Source organism: Mesorhizobium huakuii (genome assembly GCF_030160235.1).
Lineage (GTDB): Bacteria > Pseudomonadota > Alphaproteobacteria > Rhizobiales > Rhizobiaceae > Mesorhizobium > Mesorhizobium huakuii.
The window spans coordinates 44,498-66,418 of the sequence record NZ_BSNY01000010.1 but is presented as its reverse complement, the minus strand read 5'-3'; the positions used below and the strand labels follow the sequence as shown (position 1 = coordinate 66,418).

The window sequence follows — 21,921 nt, the reverse complement described above, 5'->3', positions numbered from 1 at the left end:
ATGTTCTCGGATGCGTTCAATTGATCGAAGAATCGAACGTTGCGCCGCTCTCGGCTCAGTTCACAGGCGGATAGAGCGTGTCGATGATCATGCGCGCGTCGTGGCGCGAATCGATCATGCCGTAGGTGTTGCGCCATTGGCCGGCCAGGCGCGTCTCGACGAAGGCATCGGCGATCCTCCCTGCCCCCAGCCTGCGCAGTTCCGCCGCCGCGGCCGACAGCGCCAGTTGTTCGGTCAGCAGCCGGGCCGAGCCCTCGTCGGTCGAAGCCACCTGCATCGCCGCCTTCAGCACGCCGACCGTGCCGCGCCCGCCGGCGCCGAGGTCGCGGTCGATGCCAGCCAGCACCTCTTCGAACAGGCCGGGCGCACGGCCGAGCACGCGCAGCACATCGAGTGCCATGACATTGCCCGATCCTTCCCAGATCGCATTGACAGGCGCTTCGCGATAATAGCGGGCGAGCGGCGCCTCCTCGACATAGCCATTGCCACCGAGACACTCCATCGCCTCGTAGAGCAGCGGCGGCGCGATCTTGCACACCCAGTATTTGACGACCGGCGTCATGGCGCGGGCAAACGCCGCCTCGCCGCGATCGCTTGCCGCCTCGTCAAAGGAGCGCGCCAGCCGGAACGACAGCGCGGTAGCCGCGGCAACATCGAGCGCCATGTCGGCCAGCACGCGCTGCATCAGCGGCTGCTCGATCAAGGTCGAGCCGAACACCTGGCGATGGCGGGCATGATGAACAGCTTCCGCCAGCCCTGCCCGCATGATCGCCGAGGACGCCACGGCGCAATCGAGCCGGGTCAGCGTCACCATGTCCATGATCGTCTTCACGCCGGCGCCGGGCTCGCCGACCATCTCGCCGATGGCGTTGACGAACTCGACCTCGGAAGAGGCGTTGGAGCGGTTGCCGAGCTTATCCTTCAGGCGCTGGAAACGAAAGCCGTTGCCCGACCCGTCGCCGAGGACGCGCGGCACGAGGAAGCAGGACAGTCCCTCCGGCGCCTGCGCCAGCACCAGGAAGGCGTCCGACATCGGCGCCGACATGAACCATTTGTGGCCGGTCAGGCGATAGAAGCCGCTGCCGGCGCGCTCGGCCCTGGTTACATTGGCGCGCACATCCGTGCCGCCCTGTTTTTCGGTCATGCCCATGCCGAGCGTCAGCCCGGTCTTCTCGACCGGCGGCTTCTGGCTCTGGTCATATTTGCGCGTCGTCACGCGCGGCGCCCATTCGCGAAACAGCTTTGGGCTGGCCATCAACGCCGCCAGCGAGGCGCTGGTCATGGTGATGGGGCAGAGATGCCCGGTCTCGAGTTCGGCAGTCAGATAGAAGCGTGCGGCGCGCACCTGGTGACGGCGGCCGATCTCGGCGTCGCCATTTTCCCAGACCGAGGAATGCAGCCCGTTCGCCACCGAGCGGCGCATCAAGGCGTGATAGGCGGGATGGAATTCGACCAGGTCGATGCGCCGTCCCTGGCGATCATGGGTCCTCAGCTTCGGCGTCTCGACATTGGCTAGGCGCGCCAATTCCTGCGCCTCCTGCGTCAGCACGAAACGGCCGAGCCCGTCGAGGTCCTTGCGCACCGGGTCGGAAAAGCGCTCGGCAAGCTGGATCAGCAACGGATCGCCCCGCCAGGCGTTGCCGCCCGTCAGCGGCGGCGGCTGGTTCGTCACGTCGTCGGTCACGCTTTGTCCTTGTCGCAAGAAGACCTCGAATCCGAAGCCATCGGCTAGATATAGCCAAGCGTTGCCGCGCGCGCGACGAAAATACCGGGGAGAACGGCGTCAATCGAAAGCTGACGCTTGCGGGCGCAAAATCCGCACCCTATAGCAGCGCCTTGAGATGACCGACGCTTCGTCCCTGCCACTCTACCCTCACCGCCATCTTCTGGGCATCAGCGATCTTTCGCCCGCCGACATCGAGTTGTTGCTCGACCGGGCGGATCGAGCCGTCGCGATTTCACGGCAATCCGAGAAGAAGACCTCGACGCTGCGCGGCCGTACCCAGATCAATCTCTTCTACGAGGCCTCGACCCGCACGCAGTCCTCTTTCGAGCTGGCTGGAAAGCGGCTCGGCGCCGATGTCATGAACATGTCGGTGGCAAGTTCTTCCGTGAAGAAGGGCGAAACGCTCATCGACACGGCGATGACGCTGAACGCCATGCGGCCCGACATCTTGATCATCCGCCATCAGTCAGCAGGTGCCGCCGCCCTGCTGGCGCAGAAAGTCGGCTGCTCGGTGGTCAATGCCGGCGACGGCGCGCATGAACATCCGACCCAGGCGCTGCTCGACGCGCTGACCATCCGCCGCGCCAAGGGGCCACTGTCGAAGCTGATCGTGGCGATCTGCGGCGACATCCTGCATTCGCGCGTCGCGCGCTCCAACATCATGCTGCTCAACGCGCTTGGCGCGCAGGTGCGCGTGGTGGCGCCTTCGACGCTGCTGCCGTCCGGAATCGAGAAGATGGGCGTCATCGTCACGCGCTCGATGGCCGAAGGCCTCAAGGACGCCGACGTGGTGATGATGCTGCGCCTGCAGCGCGAGCGGATGGAAGGCGCCTTCGTGCCTTCGGTGCGCGAATATTTCCGCTATTTCGGCCTCGACGCCGAAAAGCTGAAGGCCGCCAAGGGTGATGCGCTGGTGATGCATCCCGGCCCGATGAACCGCGGCGTCGAAATCGCCTCGGAAATCGCCGACGGCCCCCAAAGTGTGATCCAGGAGCAGGTGGAGATGGGCGTCGCCGTGCGAATGGCGGTTATGGAAGCGCTGCTCGACCCCCGTCGTAATCAAGAGGGCCGCAATCAAGAGGGTCGCGGCGCATGAGCACGACAGTCTTTGAACGCGCCCGCATTATCGACCCCTCGCGGGGCATCGACGAAGTCGGCTCCGTCATCGTCGAGGGCCGCAAGATCGTCGCCGCCGGCAAGGCGGCGTTGAACCAGGGCGCGCCCGATGGCGCCACGACCATCGATTGCACCGGCAAGGCGATCATTCCCGGCCTGATCGATGGCCGCGTCTTCATCGGCGAGCCCGGCGGCGAGCATCGCGAAACCATCGCTTCGGCAAGCGTTGCCGCGGCCGCCGGCGGCGTCACTTCCGTCGTCATGATGCCCGATACCGACCCGGTGATCGACAATGTCGCGCTGGTCGAGTTCGTGCTGCGCACCGCCAAGGACACCGCGATCGTCAACATCTTTCCGGCGGCGGCGATCACCAAGGGGCTTGATGGCCGCGAGATGACCGAGTTCGGCCTGCTGCGCGAGGCCGGCGCCGTCGCCTTCACCGATGGCCGCCACACCATCGCCAGTTCACTGGTGATGCGCCGGGCGCTGACCTATGCCCGCGATTTCGGCGCCACCATCGTGCACGAGACCCAGGATGCCGACCTCGGCTCGTCCGGGGTCATGAATGAAGGCCTGTACGCCAGCTGGCTCGGCCTCTCCGGCATTCCGCGCGAAGCCGAATCCATCCCGCTGGAGCGCGATTTGGCTTTGGCGCGGCTGACGCGCGGCTCCTACCATGCGGCCAAGATTTCGACGGCGATGGCGGCAAACGCCGTGACGCGCGCCAAAGCCGATGGCGCTGATGTGACATCGGGCGTGTCGATCCACAATCTGTCGCTCAATGAAAACGATGTCGGTGAATACCGCACCTTCTTCCGGCTGACGCCGCCGCTGCGCGCCGAGGAAGACCGGCTGGCGATGATCGAGGCCGTCAGGGACGGCACGGTCGACATCATCGTCTCCTCGCACGATCCGCAGGATGTCGACACCAAGCGCCTGCCTTTCGCCGACGCCGCTGCCGGCGCCATCGGGCTGGAGACGCTGCTGGGCGCGGCCCTGCGGCTCTACCACAATGGTGATGTGCCGCTGCTGCGGCTGGTCGAAACACTGTCCACCGCGCCGGCAAAACTGTTCGGATTGCCCGGCGGCACGCTGAAGCCGGGTTCAGTCGCCGACCTCGCGCTCGTCGATCTCGACGAACCCTGGATCGTCAGTGAAGGCGGCATTCGCTCCCGTTCGAAAAACACCTGCTTCGAAGGCGCGCGCCTGCAAGGCAAGGTCTTGCAAACACTGGTTGCGGGCCGCACAGTGTTCTCGGCATAGAACGGCAACGGCGTCGCGCCTGACCGGACTGACCTGGGGGAAATGCGGGGGAAACAATGACTTACGGCCTAATCCTGGCGCTGGTATTCGGCTACCTCCTAGGCTCGATTCCCTTCGGGCTGCTACTGACCCGCGCCGCCGGCCTTGGTGACGTGCGCAAGATCGGCTCGGGCAATATCGGCGCCACCAACGTGCTGCGCACCGGCAACAAGGGTCTCGCCGCCGCGACCTTGCTTCTCGATGCGCTGAAGGGCACGGCGGCCGTGCTGATATCAGGCCATTTCGCGCCGGAAACGGCTGTCTGGGCCGGCCTCGGGGCCTTTCTTGGTCATCTCTTCCCGGTCTGGCTTGGCTTCAAGGGCGGCAAGGGCGTCGCGACCTATCTCGGCGTGCTGATCGGCCTTGCCTGGCAGGTGGCGCTGATCTTCGCCGTCGTCTGGCTGGCGGTGGCGTTCCTGTCCCGCTACTCGTCGCTTGCGGCGCTGACAGCGGCCGTCATCGTGCCGATCGCCCTGTATTTCCTGAGCGCACCGCAGATTGCAGTCCTGTTCGTGGTGATGAGCATCATCGTCTTCATCAAGCACAGGGCGAACATTTCGCGGCTGCTTGCCGGCACCGAGGGCAAGATCGGAGCCAAGGGATGAGCGAGCCGGCAGCCGGGCCGCGCCTCAGCGACCGGCAGCGGCTGAGCTGGCTGCGGCTGATCCGCACCCAGAATGTCGGCCCCGCTTCCTTTCGCGACCTCATCAACCGCTTCGGGTCGGCCGAGGTGGCGCTGGAAATCCTGCCGGAACTGATGATTTCGGGCGGTGCCAGCCGGATCGCCCGCATTCCGTCGATCGCCGAGGCCGAGGCCGAACTCGAGGCAGCCCGCCGGGCCGGCGCGCGTTTCGTCGGTATCGGCGAGCCCGACTATCCCCCGCTGCTGAGGAGCATGGACAATCCTCCGCCTCTTCTGGCGGTCAAGGGCAATGCCGCTGTGTTCCGGCTCCCTGGGGTCGCCATCGTCGGCGCCCGCAACGCATCGCTGGCCGGCATCAAGATGGCGCGCATGCTGGCGGTCGATCTCGGCGGCGACGGCTACGGCATCGTCTCCGGCCTGGCGCGCGGCATCGACACGGCGGCGCATCAGGGCAGCCTGGCAACCGGCACGGTTGGCGTGCTCGCCGGAGGCCTCGACCTGCCCTACCCGCCCGAAAATGCCGGCCTATGCGAGCAAATCGCCGAACGCGGCGCCATCATCTCCGAGATGCCGTTCGGCTGGCAGCCGCGCGCCCAGGATTTTCCGCGTCGCAACCGTCTTGTCGCGGGCGCTGCCCTCGGGCTGGTGGTGGTCGAGGCCGCGCAGCGCTCGGGCTCGCTGATCAGCGCCAGGCTTGCCGGTGAAATGGGCCGGCTGGTCTTTGCCGTGCCGGGCTCCCCGCTTGATCCGCGCGCCGCAGGCTGCAATGGCCTGCTCAAGGACGGCGCCACGCTGGTCACGGAGGCATCGGACATTTCCAGGGCGATCGCGCCGCTGACCGGCATGCGGGCGCCTGCCGTTCCGCCGTTCGAGGATCCGCCCGACTTTTCGGCCACACCGCCACCCGGCGAGAGCGACCGCGCCAAGGTGCTTGAGGCGCTCGGCCCGACACCGGTGCCGATCGACGAGATCATCCGCCACACCGGCCTGCACCCGGCTCAAATCTTCATGGTGCTTTTGGAACTCGACCTCGCCGGCCGCCTCGAACGCCATGCCGGCGGCAATGTTTCGCTGGTTTTCGGAGAAGGCTGAGCGCGGCCGTCAATGACGGTTAGGTTCCCTCTCGCCGGTCTCGGCGTAATCCGGCGTGTTGGCCCCGAACAGATCCTTCTCGACAGCCTTGCGCCAGATCGCGTCTGCATCTTCAGGGCGCAACGGCGCAGCTGCCGTATCGCCGCTTTGTGGCTCGGGGCGCCGCAGGAGCCAGTCGGGCATGATTTCGCGGATGAGGCTGGTCAGTTGGGTCATGGCAAACTCCTTCCATGCGTGCGACCGGGAGTGGCTCGGGAGCAATCCGGTTCATTTGGGCATTGCGGCCAGCGTCGCCGCTTTCGCGGTCTCGCGTCTGCTCATCTCGTCCAGCCAGGCCAGGGCCGCGTGCACACCGGCCAGCGCAAAAGGCGCCGCTGTCGATCCCTGCGGCTTTATACGAACCGAAATGCCGTCCAGTTCGTTGACGGTCTCGAACCCGTTCTCATCTGAAGTATCGTCCCCGAGGAACACCGGGCGCCGTCCTCTGAAAGCCGGAATTTGCATGAAGCGCCGGATGGCCGCTCCCTTCGCCGCCTCCAGCGGCATCAGTTCCACGCCGGCATTTCCGGCCAGGACCCGGTATCCCGCAGGCAATCTGTCCAGTGCCTGTTCGACGAGCTGTGTCGCGCGTTGCAACAAATGCGGGGCCGCGCGTGTATGAATGGCCAGGATGGGTCCCTTGCGCTCGATATAGACGTCCGCATTGTCCAGTTCCGTCGCGATTTCGTTGGCAAGCGCGGCAATGTCAGCCGGTTCGCCGGCTGCCTCGACCGGACCATCGCGCGCCAGCCTGTGCTCGAGGCCATAAAGCCCGGCAGCGCGCAATCTGAGGGGCTGGAAGAGATGGTCGACGGCGGCGATCGACCGCCCCGTCACGAAGGCCAGCGCTCCGTCCAATTGCGCTTCGAGCCGCACCAGCAGGGTGCGCAACTCCTCACTGACGACCACCGCATCGGGATGCGCGGCATGTTCGAGAAGCGTGCCATCGATATCGAGGAACAGACTCCACGGCCCTTGCGGGACGACGGGTACCGGCAGGTTTGGCAATATCGACATCATAGCGCCGCCACGCGTCTGCGATCGAGCAACGATATGACGTTGCCTGGAGCCGCTGGAGCAGCGCTGACGGCGCGATCGACCGCATCGCGCTTGCGCAAGCGCGCGGCATCGAGAAGCATGCTGCCCGCCCACCGGTAGACATTGTTGTCGCGAACGATCTCGCGCATGCGTCGCATGCGCTGGCTTTGCTCCTCGTCAGACATGGTCAAGGCCTGCAGCAAGGCATCGCCCATCATCGCCGCGTCATACGGATTGACGATAAGTGCGTCCAGAAGCTCCTTGGAGGCGCCGGCGAACATGCTGAGCAGCAGCACGCCCTGTTCATCCTCACGCGCCGCGACAAACTCCTTGGCAACCAGGTTCATGCCGTCATGCAGACTGGTGACCATGCAGACGTCGGCTGCACGGTAGATTTCGTAGACCTGCTGCTGCGAGTGATGTTCCGTTACCATCAGGACGGGAGTGTAGCCTTCGCGACCATAGCGCCGGTTGAGATCCTCGGCATGGCGCATGCACTCCTCGTACAATTGCTGATAGGCAGGCAGAGTGCCGCGGCTGGGCGCCGCGATCTGCAGGAACGCCACCTTGCCGATCCATTCGGGATGAAGCGTCAGCAGTTCATCGAGTGCATTGAAGCGATCGAGGATGCCCTTGGTGTAGTCGAGACGCTCAACCCCCACGCACAGCCTGACATTCTCGCCCAGACCGAATGTCTCACGGACCTTCCGGCGGCATTGCGCGACGTCCGGCAATTTGCCCAGTTGCGCCGGCGGCCATTCAATTGAGATCGGATAGGCGTGGACCAGGCTAATCTGGCCGCCATAGGAAATGGCCGAATCCTCGCGCTCGATCCTGCTTTCCAGGAAACGGTCGACACTGTCGATGAAGTTGTTGCAATGGAACTGGGTGTGAAAACCGACGATCGAACTGCCGAGCAGCCCCTCGAGAATCTTCTCGCGCCATGGGCAGATGCTGAACACCTCGGAATTCGGCCACGGAATATGCCAGAAGGTGATGATGATCGCCTCCGGCAGCCGCTCCCGGATCATTCGCGGCAGCAAAGCGAAATGATAGTCCTGGACGAGCACGATCGGCCGCTCGTTGCGGGCTTCCGCGACGACGGTGTCGGCGAATTTGCGGTTGACCGCCTCATAGGCTTCCCAATCCGAGGCGCGGAATATCGGCCGGGTGAAGGCGATATGGCAAAGCGGCCAGAGGCCTTCATTGGCAAAGCCGAGATAGTAGCCTTGCTGTTCTTCCTCGCTCAGCCAGACGCGGCGCAGCGTGTAGGAGGGATTGTCCGGCGGCACCTCGATCCGGTCGTTCTTGTCGACCACCAGCCTGTCTGCCGAACCGCCACCATAGGCAATCCACGTGCCCGCGCAGGCGCGCGTGATCGGCTCCAACGCGGAGACGAGCCCGCTGGCCGGTACGACCAGCTGGATATCGTCGCCCTCGCGGTTGTGGATATACGGCTCACGGTTTGAGACGACGATCACCTGGGCATCGGGAAGCTCCGTCGCCAGGATGTGACGCAGCGTTTCGGGCGACCACTGCACCAGTGCCGCGGCCGCCGACTGCCCATTCTTCTCGAATTCCGGCAATGGTCCGCGAGCAGGGTCAACCCCCGCAGCGGCCAGCCTGCTGCCCTTGCGCGCCCGCAACATCATCGTCACCAGCACAATGACCAGGACGCCGACGGCTGCAACAACGACGAGCCACAATGTGAATATGGGAACGACTAGATACGAACTGTTGTCGGGCATTGAAATCGATTACCTTTCAATGGGATACCGCAGCGGCTTCAACGGCTGGAGTTTCGGCACCCACGGCGTGGTGTCCAACGTTCATGGTGCGGGATGGTTCCGCCTTTTCAGCTCCTGACCACAAGTGGCACCAGCCCCTCATGCGGTTCGGCAAGGAAGGCGCCGACGCGATCTCCCACGCGCTGGAACGTCAGATCCACTGCCGCCTGCCCCACCGAAAGGTGGCGGATGACGAGGTTGTCGATACCGATCGGCAGGCGCGGCCGGGTCACATGGATTTCGCCGGTCCAGCCATCGATCTGCAGGCCGAGGCACGATTGCATGAGCATGAAGGCCGAGCCGGCGGACCATGCCTGCGGCAGGCAGGCAACCGGATAGGCGATCGGCGCTTCGCCGGCCGCGCGCGTGAAGCCGCAGAACAGTTCTGGCAACCGCATGTTGAAATGAACGGCGGATTCGAAGGTGCCGCTCATCAGCCGCACAACGCTGTCGCGGATACCGTATCGCGCCAGTCCGGCAGCACAGATCGCCGTATCGTGCGGCCAGATGGAGCCGTTGTGATAGGACATCGGATTGAAGAAGATCGCATCGTCCGCCAGCGTCCGCAGCCCCCAGCCGGAATGAAACGAGGCCGACAGGAGCTGGTCGGCGACCATGCGCGCGCGATCGGGACTTGGAAGGCCGACATAAAGCAGGTGACCGGCATTGGACGTGCGCACCTTGCAGGGCTGACCCTCGCCGTCCAAAGCCAGCGCATAGTAGTTGAGGTCCTCGAGCCAGAAATGGCGCTCGACTTTTTGACGAATGGCGTCGGCGCGTATTTCCCAGCTCTCGGCGCGTTCCGCTTCACCGCGCAGCCGCGCCAGTTTCGCCAAACCCTGGAACGCCGCGAAGACGTAGCCCTGCACCTCGACCAGCGCGATCGGCCCTTTCGGGATGCGGCCATCAGCGTGGAAGACCGAGTCGAAACTGTCTTTCCATCCCTGATTGGCAAGTCCCGATTCCGCGGCGCGCTGGTAGGTGAGGAACCCAGTCGCACGGCTCGCTGTTTCGATCCACTCGGCAGCGGCGCAAAGCGATGGCCACAGCGTATCGATGAAGGCCGTGTCCCCCGTGCGGTCCGCATAGGCGCAGGCAAGATGGATATAGAGCGGCGTGGTGTCGACGCCGCCATAATAGCGGCCGAACGGCAGCTCGCTCAGCGCCACCATCTCGCCCTTGCGGGTCTCGTGCATGATCTTGCCGGGTTCGGAATCGCTGAAAGGCGAAGTCTCGGTCGCCTGGTGCTGGGCGAGAAACGCCAGGACGCCGCGCGCCAGACCGGGATTGAGCCAAAGCATCTGCAAAGCCGAGATCACGCCATCCCGGCCGAAGGCGGTGGAGAACCAGGGAATGCCTGCATAGGGATAGGGCCCGGTCGCCAGTTCCGTGGTGAGCAGCGCGACATCGGCGCGAGCCCGTTCCATCCAGTCGTTGAAGACGCGGCCCGAACTGTACAGTGTCGCGCCATGCCGGCGCTTGGCGCGCATGCCGAAGCGGGCGCGGGCGGCGGCCGCGCGAAACCGGCCGCTTTCGGGGCGATCGTCCGTCTCGTTGCCCACTTCCACGTAAAGCGTCTGGCTGCTGCGCTTGGTGACGGCGATGACGAAATCCGCGCGCTCGGAAGTCAGGTGATCAGGCGTCTGCGAGAATGAAATCGCCGATGTCCGCACGACCTTGTCCAGGCCCTCGTAGCGAAGCACCACCGCGTTCCCAGTGATCTCGGCCGTGTGGGCGGTTCCACGCTTCGATCGGGTCGAGCCCCGGACCTCGAACATGTCACGGAAATCGGCGGCAAAACGCAGTGACAGCAGGATCGTTGAATGCTCGCGGCTGTAGTTGGAGAGCGTTATGCGCTCATACAGTCTTTCCTCCCACAACAGCCGAACGCGCTCGATATGGATAGCGCCTTGCGGTATCTGGCGGCCCGCGGCGCTCTCGATCGGCAGATTGGTCAGGTTGGTGGTGAAGAGCACATTGTCCTGGCTGAGCGACGCGCCGAGCAACGACGTCGACCGTCCGCCGACGGTGAGGCGAAATTCGGAGAGCACGCGCGTGTCGTCGCGAAAAAACCCGTCGCCGACACCGCGTATGTCACCATAGGCATCGGCGACGGCAAAGCAGTCGCCATGCTTGAGGGCGAACAGCCTGTGCGGCTCCCTCGGCGCGGTTTCGTCCAGGGAAGCCAGTGCTATGGCAGGATCGAGCTTGCGCTCGTCGAGTTGGGTGATGGTCAACAGGATTGTCCCGTGCTGGTTTTTCGGACGCGTGAAGGCCTAGGAGGCTCTGCTTTGCTCATGACCGTTGCGCAGCCGGGAATAGGCCGCGACGTAGTCCCTGGCCATTCTGTCGGCCGAAAACCGCCTTTCGAACACCGCTCTTATGCGCCGTCGGTCCAGTTGCAGGAGAGCCGGCATCGTGGCGACCGCATCTTCGATCGTTTCGACGACGAAGCCGGTAACCCCATAGTCGACGATCTCGGGCATGGCGCCGCAACTCCAGGCCATGACAGGGGTTCCGCAGGCCATGGCTTCGATCACGGCAAGACCGAAAGGTTCAGGCCAATCGATCGGAAACAGCAGGGCGGCTGCATTGCCAAGAAACCTGCTCTTCTGGTCCTCGCCGATCTCGCCGACATATTCGATCCGGTCGCCATCGATCAGCGGTTGGACGACTTCCTCGAAATAGGCGCGATCGCCGTCGCCGATCTTGGCCGCGAGCTTGAGCTTCAGGCCGGTGCGCCGAGCGATTTCGATTGCCCGGTCCGGCCGCTTGTCCCGCGACATCCTGCCGAGAAAGGCAAGATAGCCGCCATCCGAGCCCGCCTCGAAATCGGGTTCGTAGAGGTCGACGGGCAATCCGTGGTGGATCGTAGCCAGCCAGTTCGCCGATGCGAATCGTGCACGCTGGCTGCGCGATATGGAAATCATCGGAAAGCGCGGGAACCGGTCATAGGCTTGTGCGAGGTCCGCGTAATCCAGCCTGCCATGCGGCGTCGTCACCGTGCGCTGCGGCATGTCGCGGAAAAACGGAAAATGCAGGAAATGGCTGAGATGAAAATGAATGACGTCGAAATCGTCAGCGTGTTTCCTCACCTCGTCAAGCATCGACAGATGCGCCGCGATCTCGGACTTCAGCGGGCGCGGATCGAGACGAAGCGCCCGCTCGCGGCACGGCACGAGTTTGGCGGAGGTTTTCGTGTCGCCGCTGGCGAATAGCGTCACGTCGTGGCCAAGGTCGACGAGGGCTTCAGTCAGGTAGGAAATAATGCGCTCGGTGCCGCCATAGAGCCTCGGCGGCACGGATTCGTACAATGGCGCGACATGGGCGATCTTCATGGCCCGGCCTTCCCTCAATGCGCTGGTCATGGAGCGAAAATGCTTCAGCCGCGGGATCGTTCCGGCCCATTGGCGGGTGCGACGAAATGATCGAAGGACGTTTGATGTTCGATCGGGCCGCCCTATTTTGCTTTGGCAGCCGAATTTGCGCGCACGGCAGCCTAGGGAGGCCCCGGTGGAACCCAAGGATGTGCAGGAACCCAGGGATATTGCGGCCCGCCGGCTGAGCATGATCATCGAACAATATGTCGGGGCCAGAAAACGGCGTTATGACTTCGTGTCGACCGATCAGGCCGCCAGGGTGATCCGCAGGATCCTCAAACCCGCCGACCCAGCCCTCTCCGACCGCAAGCTCGACGATATGGTCGCCGCCCTCGCCGTCAAGAACGGCCTGGCTGTCGTTTTCGATCGCGGCGTCAGAGCACCGACCGACGCCGCCGAGGCCGACCTGAACAGAAAGGAACCGACCATGCGGGCGCCAACGGAGACTCCGGATGTCGCCGGCGCGGTGGATGCCATTCTGGCCGCCCAGGCCACCCCGCTTTCCCAAATCACCCCGCTTTCAATGCGCGCGGTGATCTCGCTGCTGCGCGAGCGGACCGGCACCAAAAGGTCGGACGCGGATCTGGAAGGCCTGATCGCCAAGAAGGCAGCCGTCCTGGACGTGCATTTGTCGCGGAACGGCTGAGGGTCGCTGCGTTTCCAACGTGCGAATCAAAAGCGCTGACTGGTGCTTGAAAACTCTGGCTTATGGACACTCTTTTCCGGTTGACCGGTCGAGGCACTCTCCCTATGTTCCGCGCAATTTCGAGGGCGGCCTTTTTCAAGCCCGCGGGAGCGCGTAGCTCAGCCGGTAGAGCAACTGACTTTTAATCAGTAGGTCATGGGTTCGAATCCCATCGCGCTCACCATTGTCACAGCCCGTCGACCTGTCTCCCTGCCACTTCGGTCAAGAGCGCTGCGCCCTTGGCCAGCCCATGGCACACCCTCTCGTCGCCACAGCTGACAGGCCGGAGAAACATTACAAATCAGCAACTTGGGATTTAGCGAGGAACCTTCCCCCCTACCACCCGTTGTCTCGCCACAAGGGACGTCAATCACCCTTTCGAAGGAGAAGACAATGAACAAGATCGTAACGGGTATACTGGCGACCACCCTTTCGGCTTCGTTTGCCGCGACTGCTCTGCCTGCCAATGCGGCGCAGATGTTCGTACCACAGGCGGCATCGGCTTCGAGCGATGCGCAGACGGTCGATTACAAGCCGTGGATGAAGAAGCGCCACTTCAACCGCAATTTCGGCAACCGCAATTTCAACGGCGATCGCAACTTTGCGCGAAACGGCGACGGTTACTGGAATGGCCATCGCGGATATCGCGAATACCATCGCGGTTATCGCCGCCACGGCGACTACTGGTTCCCGCTGGCAGCTTTCGCGACTGGCGCGCTGATTACGGGCGCCATCGTCAACAGCGAGAACAACCGCGTTTACGCAGGCAACTCGCACGTGCAGTGGTGCTACGACCACTATCGCAGCTATCGTGCTTCGGACAACACATTCCAGCCGAACTACGGACCGCGCCAGGAATGCCGTTCGCCTTACTGATCCAAGAGTGAGTGTCAGTAGCCGAGTGTGAGTGAGGGACCCGCGTCGGAAACGGCGCGGGTTCTTTTCGTTGAGACTTTCAGCACCCGATCAACGGAATGAACTTCCTTTCAGTTGGCCCAGTTTGCGCTTTTGAGGATCAGATAAAGACCGCCCCCTTCCCCGCGCGGAGAACGATAGGCGCCGAGTGCATCGCAGACCCGCACCATTGCCGAGGTCAGTTCCCAGCCGAGTGCTTCCAGGTCATCCTTCGCGTCGGTCACATAGGCCTGCCGAAGTTCGGCAATATCGTTCTCCTCGCCGAAGGAAAGGACGCGCTTGGCGTCAGCAAGAAGTTCGTTGGGCAAGTTGGAATTCGACCACGCCCAAAGCCAGTTGCCAGCCTTGGCGCTTGTCGAACCAGCAATCTGAATATCGGCAACCACCTTGACGGCACCATTGTCCGAAAACAACAGCCTGCCGGTCGTCAGGTCATAGTCATAGCGCGGCCAGTGGCCGAGGCGAAACTCTTTCTCCAAACGGGCATTCTTGGCGATCAGCTGTTCAATGGCCTCGTCGCGCCAAGCAGGATACCAGTCTGGCTGCATGTCCCCACCCTCAGGTCGTTGCGTGTGACCGTTATGGCACGCTCAGCGTCCTGCGCACAGCATCGCGCCAGCCTGCCAGCTTGGCGGATCGTGTGGAGGTGTCCATCTCCGGCTTGAACCGCCGCTCCAGCGCCCAACTCTTGGCGAATTCCTTCGCCTTGGGCCAGACACCAGCCTTCGAGCCGGCAAGCCAGGCCGCACCCAGCGCGGTCGTCTCCAGAATGGTCCGGCGGTCGACCGGCGCGTCGAGAATGTCGGCCAGGCGCTGCATGGTCCAGTCCGACGCCACCATGCCGCCATCGACCCTGAGCACGGTTTTCGCCGAAGTGCCCTTCCAGTCCTTGCGCATGGCGTCGAGCAGGTCCCGGGTCTGGTACGCCACGGATTCGAGTGCCGCGCGCGCGAACTCCGCAGGACCGGAATTGCGGGTCAGCCCGAAAATCGCGCCGCGCGCGTCGGCGTCCCAATGCGGCGCGCCCAGTCCGACAAAGGCCGGCACCAGATAGACATTCTGCGTCGGATCGGCCTCGGCAGCCAGTTTACCGCTCTGCTCGGCCTTGCCGATCACCTTGATGCCGTCGCGCAGCCATTGCACGGCAGCGCCGGCGATGAAGATCGAGCCTTCCAGCGCATAGGTGGTCTTGCCATCCAGCCGATAGGCTATGGTGGTCAAGAGCCGGTTCTTCGAACGCACCAGATCGCTGCCGGTGTTGAGCAGCGCAAAACAGCCGGTGCCGTAGGTGGATTTCATCATGCCCGGCTCGAAGCAGGCCTGGCCGATGGTCGCGGCATGCTGGTCTCCGGCAACGCCGAGGATTCTTATCTCGGCACCAAACAGGTTCTTCTCGGTCACTCCATAATCGTCGGCGCAGTCCTTGACCTCCGGCAGCATTCTTGCCGGAATGTTGAGAACGGCCAAGAGCTCGTCGTCCCAGGCATTTTCCGCGATGTTGTAGACCAGCGTGCGCGAGGCGTTGGTGGCGTCGGTGGCGTGGACCTTGCCGCCAGTCAGCCGCCAGATCAGAAAACTGTCGATGGTGCCGGCCAGCAATTCGCCTTTCGAGGCGCGTTTCCTGGCGCCCTTCACCTTGTCGAGCATCCAGGCGATCTTGGTGCCGGAGAAATAGGGATCGAGCAGCAGGCCGGTCTTGCGCGTGAACTTCTTCTCCAGCCCTTGCTTCTTCAGTTTCTGGCAGAGCGGCGCGGTGCGGCGGTCCTGCCAGACGATAGCGTTGTGGATCGGCTTGCCGGTCGCCTTGTCCCAGACGACGACGGTCTCGCGCTGGTTGGTGATGCCGATGGCGGCGACATCAGACGCTTCGCGACCAGCATCCTTCAGCGCGGCCCTCACGGTCGTCACGACGCTTGCCCAGATCTCTTCCGGGTCATGTTCGACCCAGCCTGAGGCCGGATAATGCTGGGTGAATTCCTTCTGCCCGCTGCCGGCGACTTTCATCTGGCCGTCGAACAGGATCGCCCGGGTCGATGTCGTTCCCTGGTCGATTGCCAGCACAAAACCGCTCATTGCGTCCTCCGCCTTCACACAAACAGGGGAGACGGCAACATGCCGCCTCCCCCAATCTCACACGGGCGCGAGCGCCCGCATAGGACAGTCCTACTTCTGCCAGCTCTTCACCAGTTCGTCGTAGTTGATGGTGATCGGCTTGTCCTTTTCCTTCTCCAGCTTCAGCTGAGGAGCGAGATTACCGCCCTTGACAGCGTCGGCGTTCCAGTAGGCAAGGTCATGCTCTTCGGCCATCTTCGGTCCGATGTCGCCCTGGACACCGGATTTCTCGATACGGGCCATGACTTTTTCCTGATCGGCGCAGAGCGAATCCATGGCTTCCTGCGGTGTCTTGGCACCAGACGATGCGTCACCGATATTCTGCCACCAGAGCTGCGCCAGCTTCGGATAGTCCGGCACGTTGGTGCCGGTCGGCGTCCACTGCACACGGGCCGGCGAGCGATAGAACTCGATCAGACCGCCGAGCTTCGGCGCGCGTTCGGTGAAGCTCTTGTCATGGATGGTGGAATCGCGAATGAAGGTCAGGCCAACCTGGCTCTTCTTCACGTCGACGGTCTTCGAGGTGACGAACTGGGCATAAAGCCAGGCGGCCTTGGCGCGGTCGGTCGGCGTCGACTTCATCAGAGTCCAGGAACCGACGTCCTGATAGCCGAGCTTCATGCCGTCCTTCCAGTAGGAGCCGTGCGGAGACGGCGCCATGCGCCACTTCGGCGTGCCGTCGTCGTTCATGACCGGCAGGCCGGGCTTGACCATGTCGGCGGTGAACGCGGTGTACCAGAAGATCTGCTGGGCAACATTGCCTTGCGACGGCACGGGGCCGGATTCGGAGAACGTCATGCCCTGGGCTTCCGGCGGCGCATAGGCTTTCAGCCAATCAAGATACTTCTGGATGGCATAGACCGATGCCGGTCCATTGGTGTCGCCGCCGCGCGCCGTGCACGAGCCGACAGGCCGCGAATTCGCATCGACCTTGATGCCCCATTCGTCGACCGGCACACCGTTCGGCAGGCCCTTGTCGCCATTGCCGGCCATCGACAGCCAGGCGTCGGTGAACCGCCAGCCGAGCGACGGATCCTTCTTGCCGTAGTCCATGTGGCCATAGACCTTCTTGCCGTTGACGTCGCGGCCCGTGAAGAATTCGGCGATGTCCTCATAGGCCGACCAGTTGACCGGCACGCCGAGATCGTAGCCGTACTTGGCCTTGAAGTCGGCCTTGTTCTTCTCATCGTTGAACCAGTCGTAACGGAACCAGTAGAGGTTGGCGAACTGCTGGTCGGGCAGTTGGTAGAGCTTCTTGTCCGGCGCGGTGGTGAACTTCGTGCCGATGAAGTCGTTGACGTCGAGCATCGGATCGGTAACGTCCTTGCCTTCGCCTGCCATCCAGTCGGTCAGGTTGCGCACCTGCTGGTAACGCCAGTGGGTGCCGATCAGATCGGAATCGTTGACCCAGCCGTCATAGATGTTCTGGCCGGTTTGCATCTGGGTCTGGATCTTCTCGACGACGTCGCCTTCCTGGATGACGTCATGCGTGACCTTGATGCCGGTGATGGCGGTAAAGGCCGGCGCCAGCACCTGAGACTCGTACTGGTGGGTGGTCAAGGTTTCCGACACGACTTTGATGTCCATGCCGGCGAAGGGCTTGGCCGCGTCGATGAACCATTGCATTTGCTTTTCCTGGTCGGCGCGGGAAAGCGTCGACACGCCGCCTATCTCTTTGTCCAGAAAGGCTTTTGCTTCATCCATCCCGGCATAGGCATTGCCCACGCCGAGCAACAGGACAAGGGCCGTTGTTGATGTTAAAAATTGCCGTCGCATGTGTTTCCTCCACTGTTTCAGGTTTCAAGTGCGATCTGGAGCGGTCGCCGGCACGCGGCCGCTCCAACAGTTTCCCCCTCTATACGTAGCGGAACACGCCAATGGCGTAGACCACGGAGAGAGCGAGAGCCCACCACAGGTTGGATCCAACGAGACCCAGCCAAGCGAGATGAATAAAGGCGCTGCCAAGCAGCGACAGGAAAAGACGATCGCCGCGCGTCGTCTCGAAGCGCAGGATGCCGACGCGCGGATTGCCGCCCGGCGAGGCGTATTCCCACGCAGCCATGCCGCACAGCAACAGCAGAATGGTCGCGAAGAAGGCCGCCGTCGGCCACGTCCACGCCATCCAGGAGAGATCCAGGTTCATGATCACACCCTCCCCAGGGCAAAGCCCTTGGCGATATAATTTCGCACGAACCAGATGACGAGCGCGCCCGGGATCAGCGTCAGCACGCCGGCGGCGGCGAGCAGGCCCCAATCCATGCCCGCGGCCGAAACGGTACGCGTCATCGTGGCGGCGATCGGCTTGGCGTCGGTGGTGGTCAGCGTGCGTGCGATCAGCAATTCGACCCACGAGAACATGAAGCAGAAGAAGCAGGCGACACCGATGCCGCTCGCGATCAGCGGCATGAAGATCTTTACGAAGAAGCGCGGGAAGGAATAGCCGTCGATATAGGCGGTCTCGTCGATTTCCTTCGGCACGCCCGACATGAAGCCCTCGAGAATCCACACCGCCAGCGGAACGTTGAACAGGCAATGCGCCAGCGCCACCGCGATATGCGTGTCGATCAGCCCGAAGGCCGAATAGAGTTGGAAGAACGGCAATGCGAACACCGCCGGCGGCGCCATGCGGTTTGTCAGCAGCCAAAAGAACAGATGTTTGTCGCCAAGGAAGCGGTAGCGCGAGAAGGCATAGGCCGCCGGCAGCGCCACCGACACCGAAATCACCATGTTCATGACCACATAGGTGATCGAGTTGATGTAGCCGGAGTACCAGGCCTTCTCGGTGAAGATGGTGACGTAGTTGGCGATTGTCGGCGCGTGCGGGTAGAGCGTCATCGAGTTGACGATCTCGGCATTGGTCTTGAAGCTCATGTTGATGAGCCAGTAGATCGGCAGCAAAAGCACGATGATGTAGAGCGTCGGCACGATCCACCACCAGCGCGATTCCTCGCCGCGCCGGCGCATGCGCCTGTCGAGATCACTCTGCGACAGCGTACCCGAGAGACCTTCCGAGGCGGTCCCGTTCATCGCATTGCGCTCGGTTCGTTCATTGGCGCCAGCCATTTCAGCGCTCCGCGTCGTAGTTGGTCATCACGGTGTAGAACACCCATGACAACAACAGGATGATGAGGAAGTAGACCAGCGACATGGCGGCCGCCGGGCCAAGGTCGAACTGGCCGAGCGCCGTCTTGACGAGGTCGATCGACAGGAAGGTCGTCGAGTTGCCCGGCCCGCCGCCGGTGACGACGAAGGGTTCGGTGTAGATCATGAAACTGTCCATGAAGCGCAGCAGCACGGCGATCAGAAGCACGCGCTGCATCTTCGGCAACTGGATGTAGCGGAACACCGCCCAGCGTGAGGCCCCGTCGATCTTGGCCGCCTGGTAGAAGGCATCCGGGATCGAGACCAGTCCGGCGTAGCAGAGCAGCACGACCAGGCTGGTCCAGTGCCAGACATCCATGATGATGATCGTCACCCAGGCATCGAACGGATCCTGCACGTAGTTGTAGTCGATGCCGATCGCATTGAGGTAATAGCCCAGCAGCCCGATGTCGTTGCGTCCGAACACCTGCCAGATGGTGCCGACGACGTTCCACGGGATCAGCAGTGGCAGTGACATCAGCACCAGGCAGACCGGCACGCCCCAGCCCTTCTTCGGCATGTTGAGCGCGATGAAGATGCCGAGCGGCACCTCGATCGCCAGGATGATGAAGGAAAAGATCAGGTTGCGGACCATCGCTTCCCAGAAGCGGCTGGAGGACAGCAGTTCCTCGAACCATTCGGTGCCGGCCCAGGTGAAGACATTGTTGCCGAACGTGTCCTGCACCGAATAGTTGACGACCGTCATCAGCGGGATGACGGCGGTGAAGGCCACTAGCACCAGCACCGGCAGCACGAGGAACCAGGCCTTGTTGTTCCAGGTCTTGTCCATCTAGGCCCCCATCTCGACACGCCACGAATCGGCATAGATGTTGATGCCGGCCGGATCGAACCGCACCTTCGGTTCGGCTGGCACGGTCTCGTCCTCGCCGATGACGGCAGCAATGTCCCTGCCCTCAAGCTTCGCGCGCACCACCTTGTGGCGGCCGAGATCCTCGACCTTGCTGATCGAGACGGCCATGCCCTCGCGGCCGAGCCGCACATATTCTGGGCGGATGCCGAGTTCGACAGCGCCGGAGGCTTTGGGGGCTCCGGGCAGTTCGATCCGCTGCGAGCCAAGCGTCGCCGTCTTGCCGTCGATCGCCACCGGCATGACGTTCATGCCCGGCGAGCCGATGAAATAGCCGACGAAAGTGTGGCGCGGCCGTTCGAACAGTTCGGCCGGCGTGCCGATCTGGACGATGCCGCCATCATACATGACCACGACCTGGTCGGCGAAGGTCAGCGCCTCGGTCTGGTCATGGGTGACGTAGACCATGGTGTAGCCGAAGCGGCGGTGAAGCTGCTTCAACTGTGAGCGCAGCACCCATTTCATGTGCGGATCGATGACGGTCAGCGGCTCGTCGAACAGAATGGCGTTGACGTCGGAGCGCACCAGGCCGCGGCCGAGCGAGATCTTCTGCTTCTGGTCAGCGGTGAGGCCCCTCGCCTTCTTCCTGGCCCAGGACGCCAGGTCGATCATCTCCAGCGTCTCGCGCACCTTGCGGTCGACGTCGGCCTCCGGCACGCCGCGATTGCGCAGCGGGAAGGCCAGATTGTCGTAGACGGTCATGGTGTCGTAGATGACCGGAAACTGGAACACCTGCGCGATGTTGCGCTCTTGCGTCGACAGGTTCGTCACGTCCTTGCCGTTGAACAGCAACCGGCCGTGCGAGGGATGCAGCAGTCCCGAAATGATGTTGAGCAGCGTGGTCTTGCCGCAGCCGGACGGCCCGAGCAAAGCGTAGGCGCCGCCATCCTCGAATGTGTGGTGCACTTCCCTAAGCGCGAAATCGGCATCCTTCTGCGGGTTCGGCAGGTAGGAATGCCTGACATGGTTGACGTCGATGCGCGCCATATCGCCCTCCTCAAGCCGCCAGCTTCGGCGCGGTCACGGCGTGGCCGTGCTCGTCGAAGACCATGATGTGACGCGGATCGATGAACACCTCGACCACTTCGTCGGTCTCGAAATCCCGGATGCCGTGGGTCAGCATGACCCAGCGCACGTCGGCGAAATCGAGATGGATGAAGCTCTCCGACCCGGTGATCTCGGTGATCGTCACTTTTGCCCGCACCGGCACGGCGCTGGCATTGGGCCGCTCGAGCGACAGATGGTGCGGCTGGAAGCCGATCGTGTAATTGCCGTCGGCAATGCCAATCAGTTCTGATGGCACCGGCAGCTTCACCCCGCCTTCGAGCAGGAAGTCGACGCCCTTCTTGGCCAGCACGATGGTGTTGAGCGGCGGATCGGCGAAGGTCCTGGCCGTCACCAGGTCGACCGGCTTGCGGAAGACGTCGATGGTCGGTCCGAACTGCGTGATACGACCTTCCGACAGCGTTGCCGTGTTGCCGCCGAGCAGCAACGCCTCGTGCGGCTCTGTCGTGGCGTAGACGAAGATGGTACCGGCGGCGGCAAAGATCCTCGGCAGTTCCGCCCGCAATTCCTCGCGCAGCTTGTAGTCGAGATTGGCAAGCGGCTCGTCGAGCAGCACCAGGCTGGCATTCTTGACGATGGCGCGCGCCAGTGCGGTGCGCTGCTGCTGGCCGCCCGACAGGCTGAGCGGCGTGCGGTCGAGATAGGGCGTCAGCTTCAGCAGCGCCGCGGCCTCGCGCACCTGGCTGTCGATCTTGCCTTGCTCCGCGCCGGCCACCCGGAGCGGCGAGGCGATGTTCTCATAGACGGACATCGCCGGATAGTTGATGAACTGCTGGTAGACCATGGCGATCTTGCGCTTCTGCACCGGCATGCCGGTCACATCATGGCCGTCGAACCAGACCGAGCCGGAGGTCGGCACATCGAGACCGGCCATCAGCCGCATCAGGCTGGTCTTGCCGGAAAGCGTCGGCCCTAGCAGAACGTTGAGCGAGCCATGCTGAAGCGTCAGCGACACGTCACGAATATGTTCGACCGCACCGACCGTCTTGGTGACGTTCCTCAGTTCCAGCAT

At 63.1% G+C, this 21,921-nt stretch carries 20 protein-coding genes and 1 tRNA gene; 7 read left to right on the top strand and 14 right to left on the bottom strand.

Features of this window, described 5'->3' with window-relative positions; genetic code table 11:
- Positions 1 to 55: 55 nt before the first annotated feature.
- Positions 56 to 1,684, bottom strand: a complete 1,629-nt coding sequence (locus tag QQK95_RS03570) for a DNA alkylation response protein (RefSeq protein WP_284269004.1) — start codon at positions 1,682 to 1,684, stop codon at positions 56 to 58.
- Between the two features lie 157 nt (positions 1,685 to 1,841).
- On the opposite strand from QQK95_RS03570, the gene QQK95_RS03565 reads away from it, so the two are divergent.
- Genes QQK95_RS03565 through dprA form a run of 4 tightly spaced genes read left to right on the top strand, consistent with a single transcriptional unit; the run spans position 1,842 to position 5,879 of the window.
- Positions 1,842 to 2,822 (top strand): aspartate carbamoyltransferase catalytic subunit, encoded by a 981-nt coding sequence (locus QQK95_RS03565; RefSeq protein ID WP_123169285.1) that lies wholly within the window; start codon positions 1,842 to 1,844, stop codon positions 2,820 to 2,822.
- The gene (locus QQK95_RS03560; RefSeq protein WP_284269000.1) at positions 2,819 to 4,105 is read left to right on the top strand and encodes a dihydroorotase; all 1,287 of its coding nucleotides are present in this window, start codon (positions 2,819 to 2,821) and stop codon (positions 4,103 to 4,105) included. The genes QQK95_RS03565 and QQK95_RS03560 overlap by 4 nt, the downstream gene beginning before the upstream one ends.
- A gap of 56 nt (positions 4,106 to 4,161) precedes the next feature.
- Positions 4,162 to 4,749 carry a glycerol-3-phosphate 1-O-acyltransferase PlsY gene (plsY, locus tag QQK95_RS03555; RefSeq protein ID WP_284268998.1) on the top strand — a complete coding sequence of 196 codons (588 nt, stop codon included), beginning with the start codon at positions 4,162 to 4,164 and terminating at the stop codon, positions 4,747 to 4,749.
- Entirely contained in the window at positions 4,746 to 5,879 is a 1,134-nt protein-coding gene (gene dprA, locus QQK95_RS03550) for a DNA-processing protein DprA (RefSeq protein ID WP_284268996.1), read from the top strand. Before plsY ends, dprA begins: the two co-directional genes overlap by 4 nt.
- 9 nt (positions 5,880 to 5,888) lie before the next feature.
- Here dprA and QQK95_RS03545 read toward each other — a convergent pair whose 3' ends face one another.
- From QQK95_RS03545 to QQK95_RS03525, 5 genes are all read right to left on the bottom strand, one after another.
- Positions 5,889 to 6,095, bottom strand: a complete 207-nt coding sequence (locus tag QQK95_RS03545; RefSeq protein WP_284268994.1) for a hypothetical protein — start codon at positions 6,093 to 6,095, stop codon at positions 5,889 to 5,891.
- Between the two features lie 51 nt (positions 6,096 to 6,146).
- A complete protein-coding gene (gene otsB / locus QQK95_RS03540) occupies positions 6,147 to 6,938 on the bottom strand; it encodes a trehalose-phosphatase (protein ID WP_284268992.1) in 792 nt (263 codons plus the stop codon).
- Complete coding sequence (locus QQK95_RS03535; protein WP_284268991.1) at positions 6,935 to 8,704, bottom strand: alpha,alpha-trehalose-phosphate synthase (UDP-forming); 1,770 nt, start codon at positions 8,702 to 8,704, stop codon at positions 6,935 to 6,937. Before QQK95_RS03535 ends, otsB begins: the two co-directional genes overlap by 4 nt.
- A 107-nt stretch (positions 8,705 to 8,811) precedes the next feature.
- Positions 8,812 to 10,974: an amylo-alpha-1,6-glucosidase gene (locus QQK95_RS03530; protein ID WP_284269403.1), complete on the bottom strand. Its 2,163-nt coding sequence runs from the start codon at positions 10,972 to 10,974 to the stop codon at positions 8,812 to 8,814.
- Positions 10,975 to 11,019: 45 nt separating this feature from the next.
- Positions 11,020 to 12,081, bottom strand: a complete 1,062-nt coding sequence (locus tag QQK95_RS03525; protein WP_284268989.1) for a glycosyltransferase family 4 protein — start codon at positions 12,079 to 12,081, stop codon at positions 11,020 to 11,022.
- Between QQK95_RS03525 and QQK95_RS03520 the strand changes: the two genes are divergently transcribed.
- The 3 genes from QQK95_RS03520 to QQK95_RS03510 all read left to right on the top strand — a co-directional run bounded on the left by QQK95_RS03520 (position 12,080) and on the right by QQK95_RS03510 (position 13,684).
- The gene (locus QQK95_RS03520) at positions 12,080 to 12,769 is read left to right on the top strand and encodes a hypothetical protein (protein ID WP_284268987.1); all 690 of its coding nucleotides are present in this window, start codon (positions 12,080 to 12,082) and stop codon (positions 12,767 to 12,769) included. The two genes, QQK95_RS03525 and QQK95_RS03520, sit on opposite strands and share 2 nt — an antisense overlap.
- Before the next feature lie 147 nt (positions 12,770 to 12,916).
- Positions 12,917 to 12,992: transfer RNA gene (locus QQK95_RS03515), tRNA-Lys, on the top strand.
- Between the two features lie 209 nt (positions 12,993 to 13,201).
- Positions 13,202 to 13,684 (top strand): BA14K family protein, encoded by a 483-nt coding sequence (locus QQK95_RS03510; RefSeq protein WP_284268985.1) that lies wholly within the window; start codon positions 13,202 to 13,204, stop codon positions 13,682 to 13,684.
- Positions 13,685 to 13,794: 110 nt separating this feature from the next.
- On the opposite strand, the gene QQK95_RS03505 is transcribed toward QQK95_RS03510, so the two are convergent.
- The 8 genes from QQK95_RS03505 to QQK95_RS03470 all read right to left on the bottom strand — a co-directional run bounded on the left by QQK95_RS03505 (position 13,795) and on the right by QQK95_RS03470 (position 21,921).
- A complete protein-coding gene (locus QQK95_RS03505; protein ID WP_284268983.1) occupies positions 13,795 to 14,271 on the bottom strand; it encodes a DUF6882 domain-containing protein in 477 nt (158 codons plus the stop codon).
- Positions 14,272 to 14,302: 31 nt separating this feature from the next.
- Complete coding sequence (glpK, locus tag QQK95_RS03500) at positions 14,303 to 15,796, bottom strand: glycerol kinase GlpK (RefSeq protein WP_284268981.1); 1,494 nt, start codon at positions 15,794 to 15,796, stop codon at positions 14,303 to 14,305.
- A 90-nt stretch (positions 15,797 to 15,886) separates the two neighbouring features.
- Positions 15,887 to 17,611, bottom strand: coding sequence for an ABC transporter substrate-binding protein (locus QQK95_RS03495; RefSeq protein WP_284268979.1), 1,725 nt, complete (start codon positions 17,609 to 17,611; stop codon positions 15,887 to 15,889).
- 79 nt (positions 17,612 to 17,690) lie between these two features.
- The gene (locus QQK95_RS03490; protein WP_127278379.1) at positions 17,691 to 17,978 is read right to left on the bottom strand and encodes a DUF2160 domain-containing protein; all 288 of its coding nucleotides are present in this window, start codon (positions 17,976 to 17,978) and stop codon (positions 17,691 to 17,693) included.
- A 2-nt stretch (positions 17,979 to 17,980) separates the two neighbouring features.
- Positions 17,981 to 18,862, bottom strand: a complete 882-nt coding sequence (locus QQK95_RS03485) for a carbohydrate ABC transporter permease (protein ID WP_409371652.1) — start codon at positions 18,860 to 18,862, stop codon at positions 17,981 to 17,983.
- 37 nt (positions 18,863 to 18,899) lie between these two features.
- Positions 18,900 to 19,766, bottom strand: coding sequence for a carbohydrate ABC transporter permease (locus tag QQK95_RS03480; protein WP_284268975.1), 867 nt, complete (start codon positions 19,764 to 19,766; stop codon positions 18,900 to 18,902).
- Complete coding sequence (locus QQK95_RS03475) at positions 19,767 to 20,831, bottom strand: ABC transporter ATP-binding protein (protein WP_284268974.1); 1,065 nt, start codon at positions 20,829 to 20,831, stop codon at positions 19,767 to 19,769.
- A 10-nt stretch (positions 20,832 to 20,841) separates the two neighbouring features.
- Entirely contained in the window at positions 20,842 to 21,921 is a 1,080-nt protein-coding gene (locus QQK95_RS03470; protein ID WP_284268972.1) for an ABC transporter ATP-binding protein, read from the bottom strand.

What these genes read in the sequence shown, in the direction of transcription:
- QQK95_RS03470 (WP_284268972.1), bottom strand. Translation starts at nt 21,921, where the DNA reads ATGCTGGAACTGAGGAACGTCACCAAGACGGTCGGTGCGGTCGAACAT.
- QQK95_RS03475 (WP_284268974.1), bottom strand. Translation starts at nt 20,831, where the DNA reads ATGGCGCGCATCGACGTCAACCATGTCAGGCATTCCTACCTGCCGAAC.
- QQK95_RS03545 (WP_284268994.1), bottom strand. Translation starts at nt 6,095, where the DNA reads ATGACCCAACTGACCAGCCTCATCCGCGAAATCATGCCCGACTGGCTC.
- otsB (WP_284268992.1), bottom strand. Translation starts at nt 6,938, where the DNA reads ATGATGTCGATATTGCCAAACCTGCCGGTACCCGTCGTCCCGCAAGGG.
- QQK95_RS03525 (WP_284268989.1), bottom strand. Translation starts at nt 12,081, where the DNA reads ATGAAGATCGCCCATGTCGCGCCATTGTACGAATCCGTGCCGCCGAGG.
- QQK95_RS03520 (WP_284268987.1), top strand. Translation starts at nt 12,080, where the DNA reads ATGGCCCGGCCTTCCCTCAATGCGCTGGTCATGGAGCGAAAATGCTTC.
- plsY (WP_284268998.1), top strand. Translation starts at nt 4,162, where the DNA reads ATGACTTACGGCCTAATCCTGGCGCTGGTATTCGGCTACCTCCTAGGC.
- QQK95_RS03505 (WP_284268983.1), bottom strand. Translation starts at nt 14,271, where the DNA reads ATGCAGCCAGACTGGTATCCTGCTTGGCGCGACGAGGCCATTGAACAG.
- glpK (WP_284268981.1), bottom strand. Translation starts at nt 15,796, where the DNA reads ATGAGCGGTTTTGTGCTGGCAATCGACCAGGGAACGACATCGACCCGG.
- QQK95_RS03495 (WP_284268979.1), bottom strand. Translation starts at nt 17,611, where the DNA reads ATGCGACGGCAATTTTTAACATCAACAACGGCCCTTGTCCTGTTGCTC.
- QQK95_RS03535 (WP_284268991.1), bottom strand. Translation starts at nt 8,704, where the DNA reads ATGCCCGACAACAGTTCGTATCTAGTCGTTCCCATATTCACATTGTGG.
- QQK95_RS03485 (WP_409371652.1), bottom strand. Translation starts at nt 18,862, where the DNA reads ATGAACGGGACCGCCTCGGAAGGTCTCTCGGGTACGCTGTCGCAGAGT.
- QQK95_RS03490 (WP_127278379.1), bottom strand. Translation starts at nt 17,978, where the DNA reads ATGAACCTGGATCTCTCCTGGATGGCGTGGACGTGGCCGACGGCGGCC.
- QQK95_RS03480 (WP_284268975.1), bottom strand. Translation starts at nt 19,766, where the DNA reads ATGGACAAGACCTGGAACAACAAGGCCTGGTTCCTCGTGCTGCCGGTG.
- QQK95_RS03560 (WP_284269000.1), top strand. Translation starts at nt 2,819, where the DNA reads ATGAGCACGACAGTCTTTGAACGCGCCCGCATTATCGACCCCTCGCGG.
- QQK95_RS03510 (WP_284268985.1), top strand. Translation starts at nt 13,202, where the DNA reads ATGAACAAGATCGTAACGGGTATACTGGCGACCACCCTTTCGGCTTCG.
- dprA (WP_284268996.1), top strand. Translation starts at nt 4,746, where the DNA reads ATGAGCGAGCCGGCAGCCGGGCCGCGCCTCAGCGACCGGCAGCGGCTG.
- QQK95_RS03565 (WP_123169285.1), top strand. Translation starts at nt 1,842, where the DNA reads ATGACCGACGCTTCGTCCCTGCCACTCTACCCTCACCGCCATCTTCTG.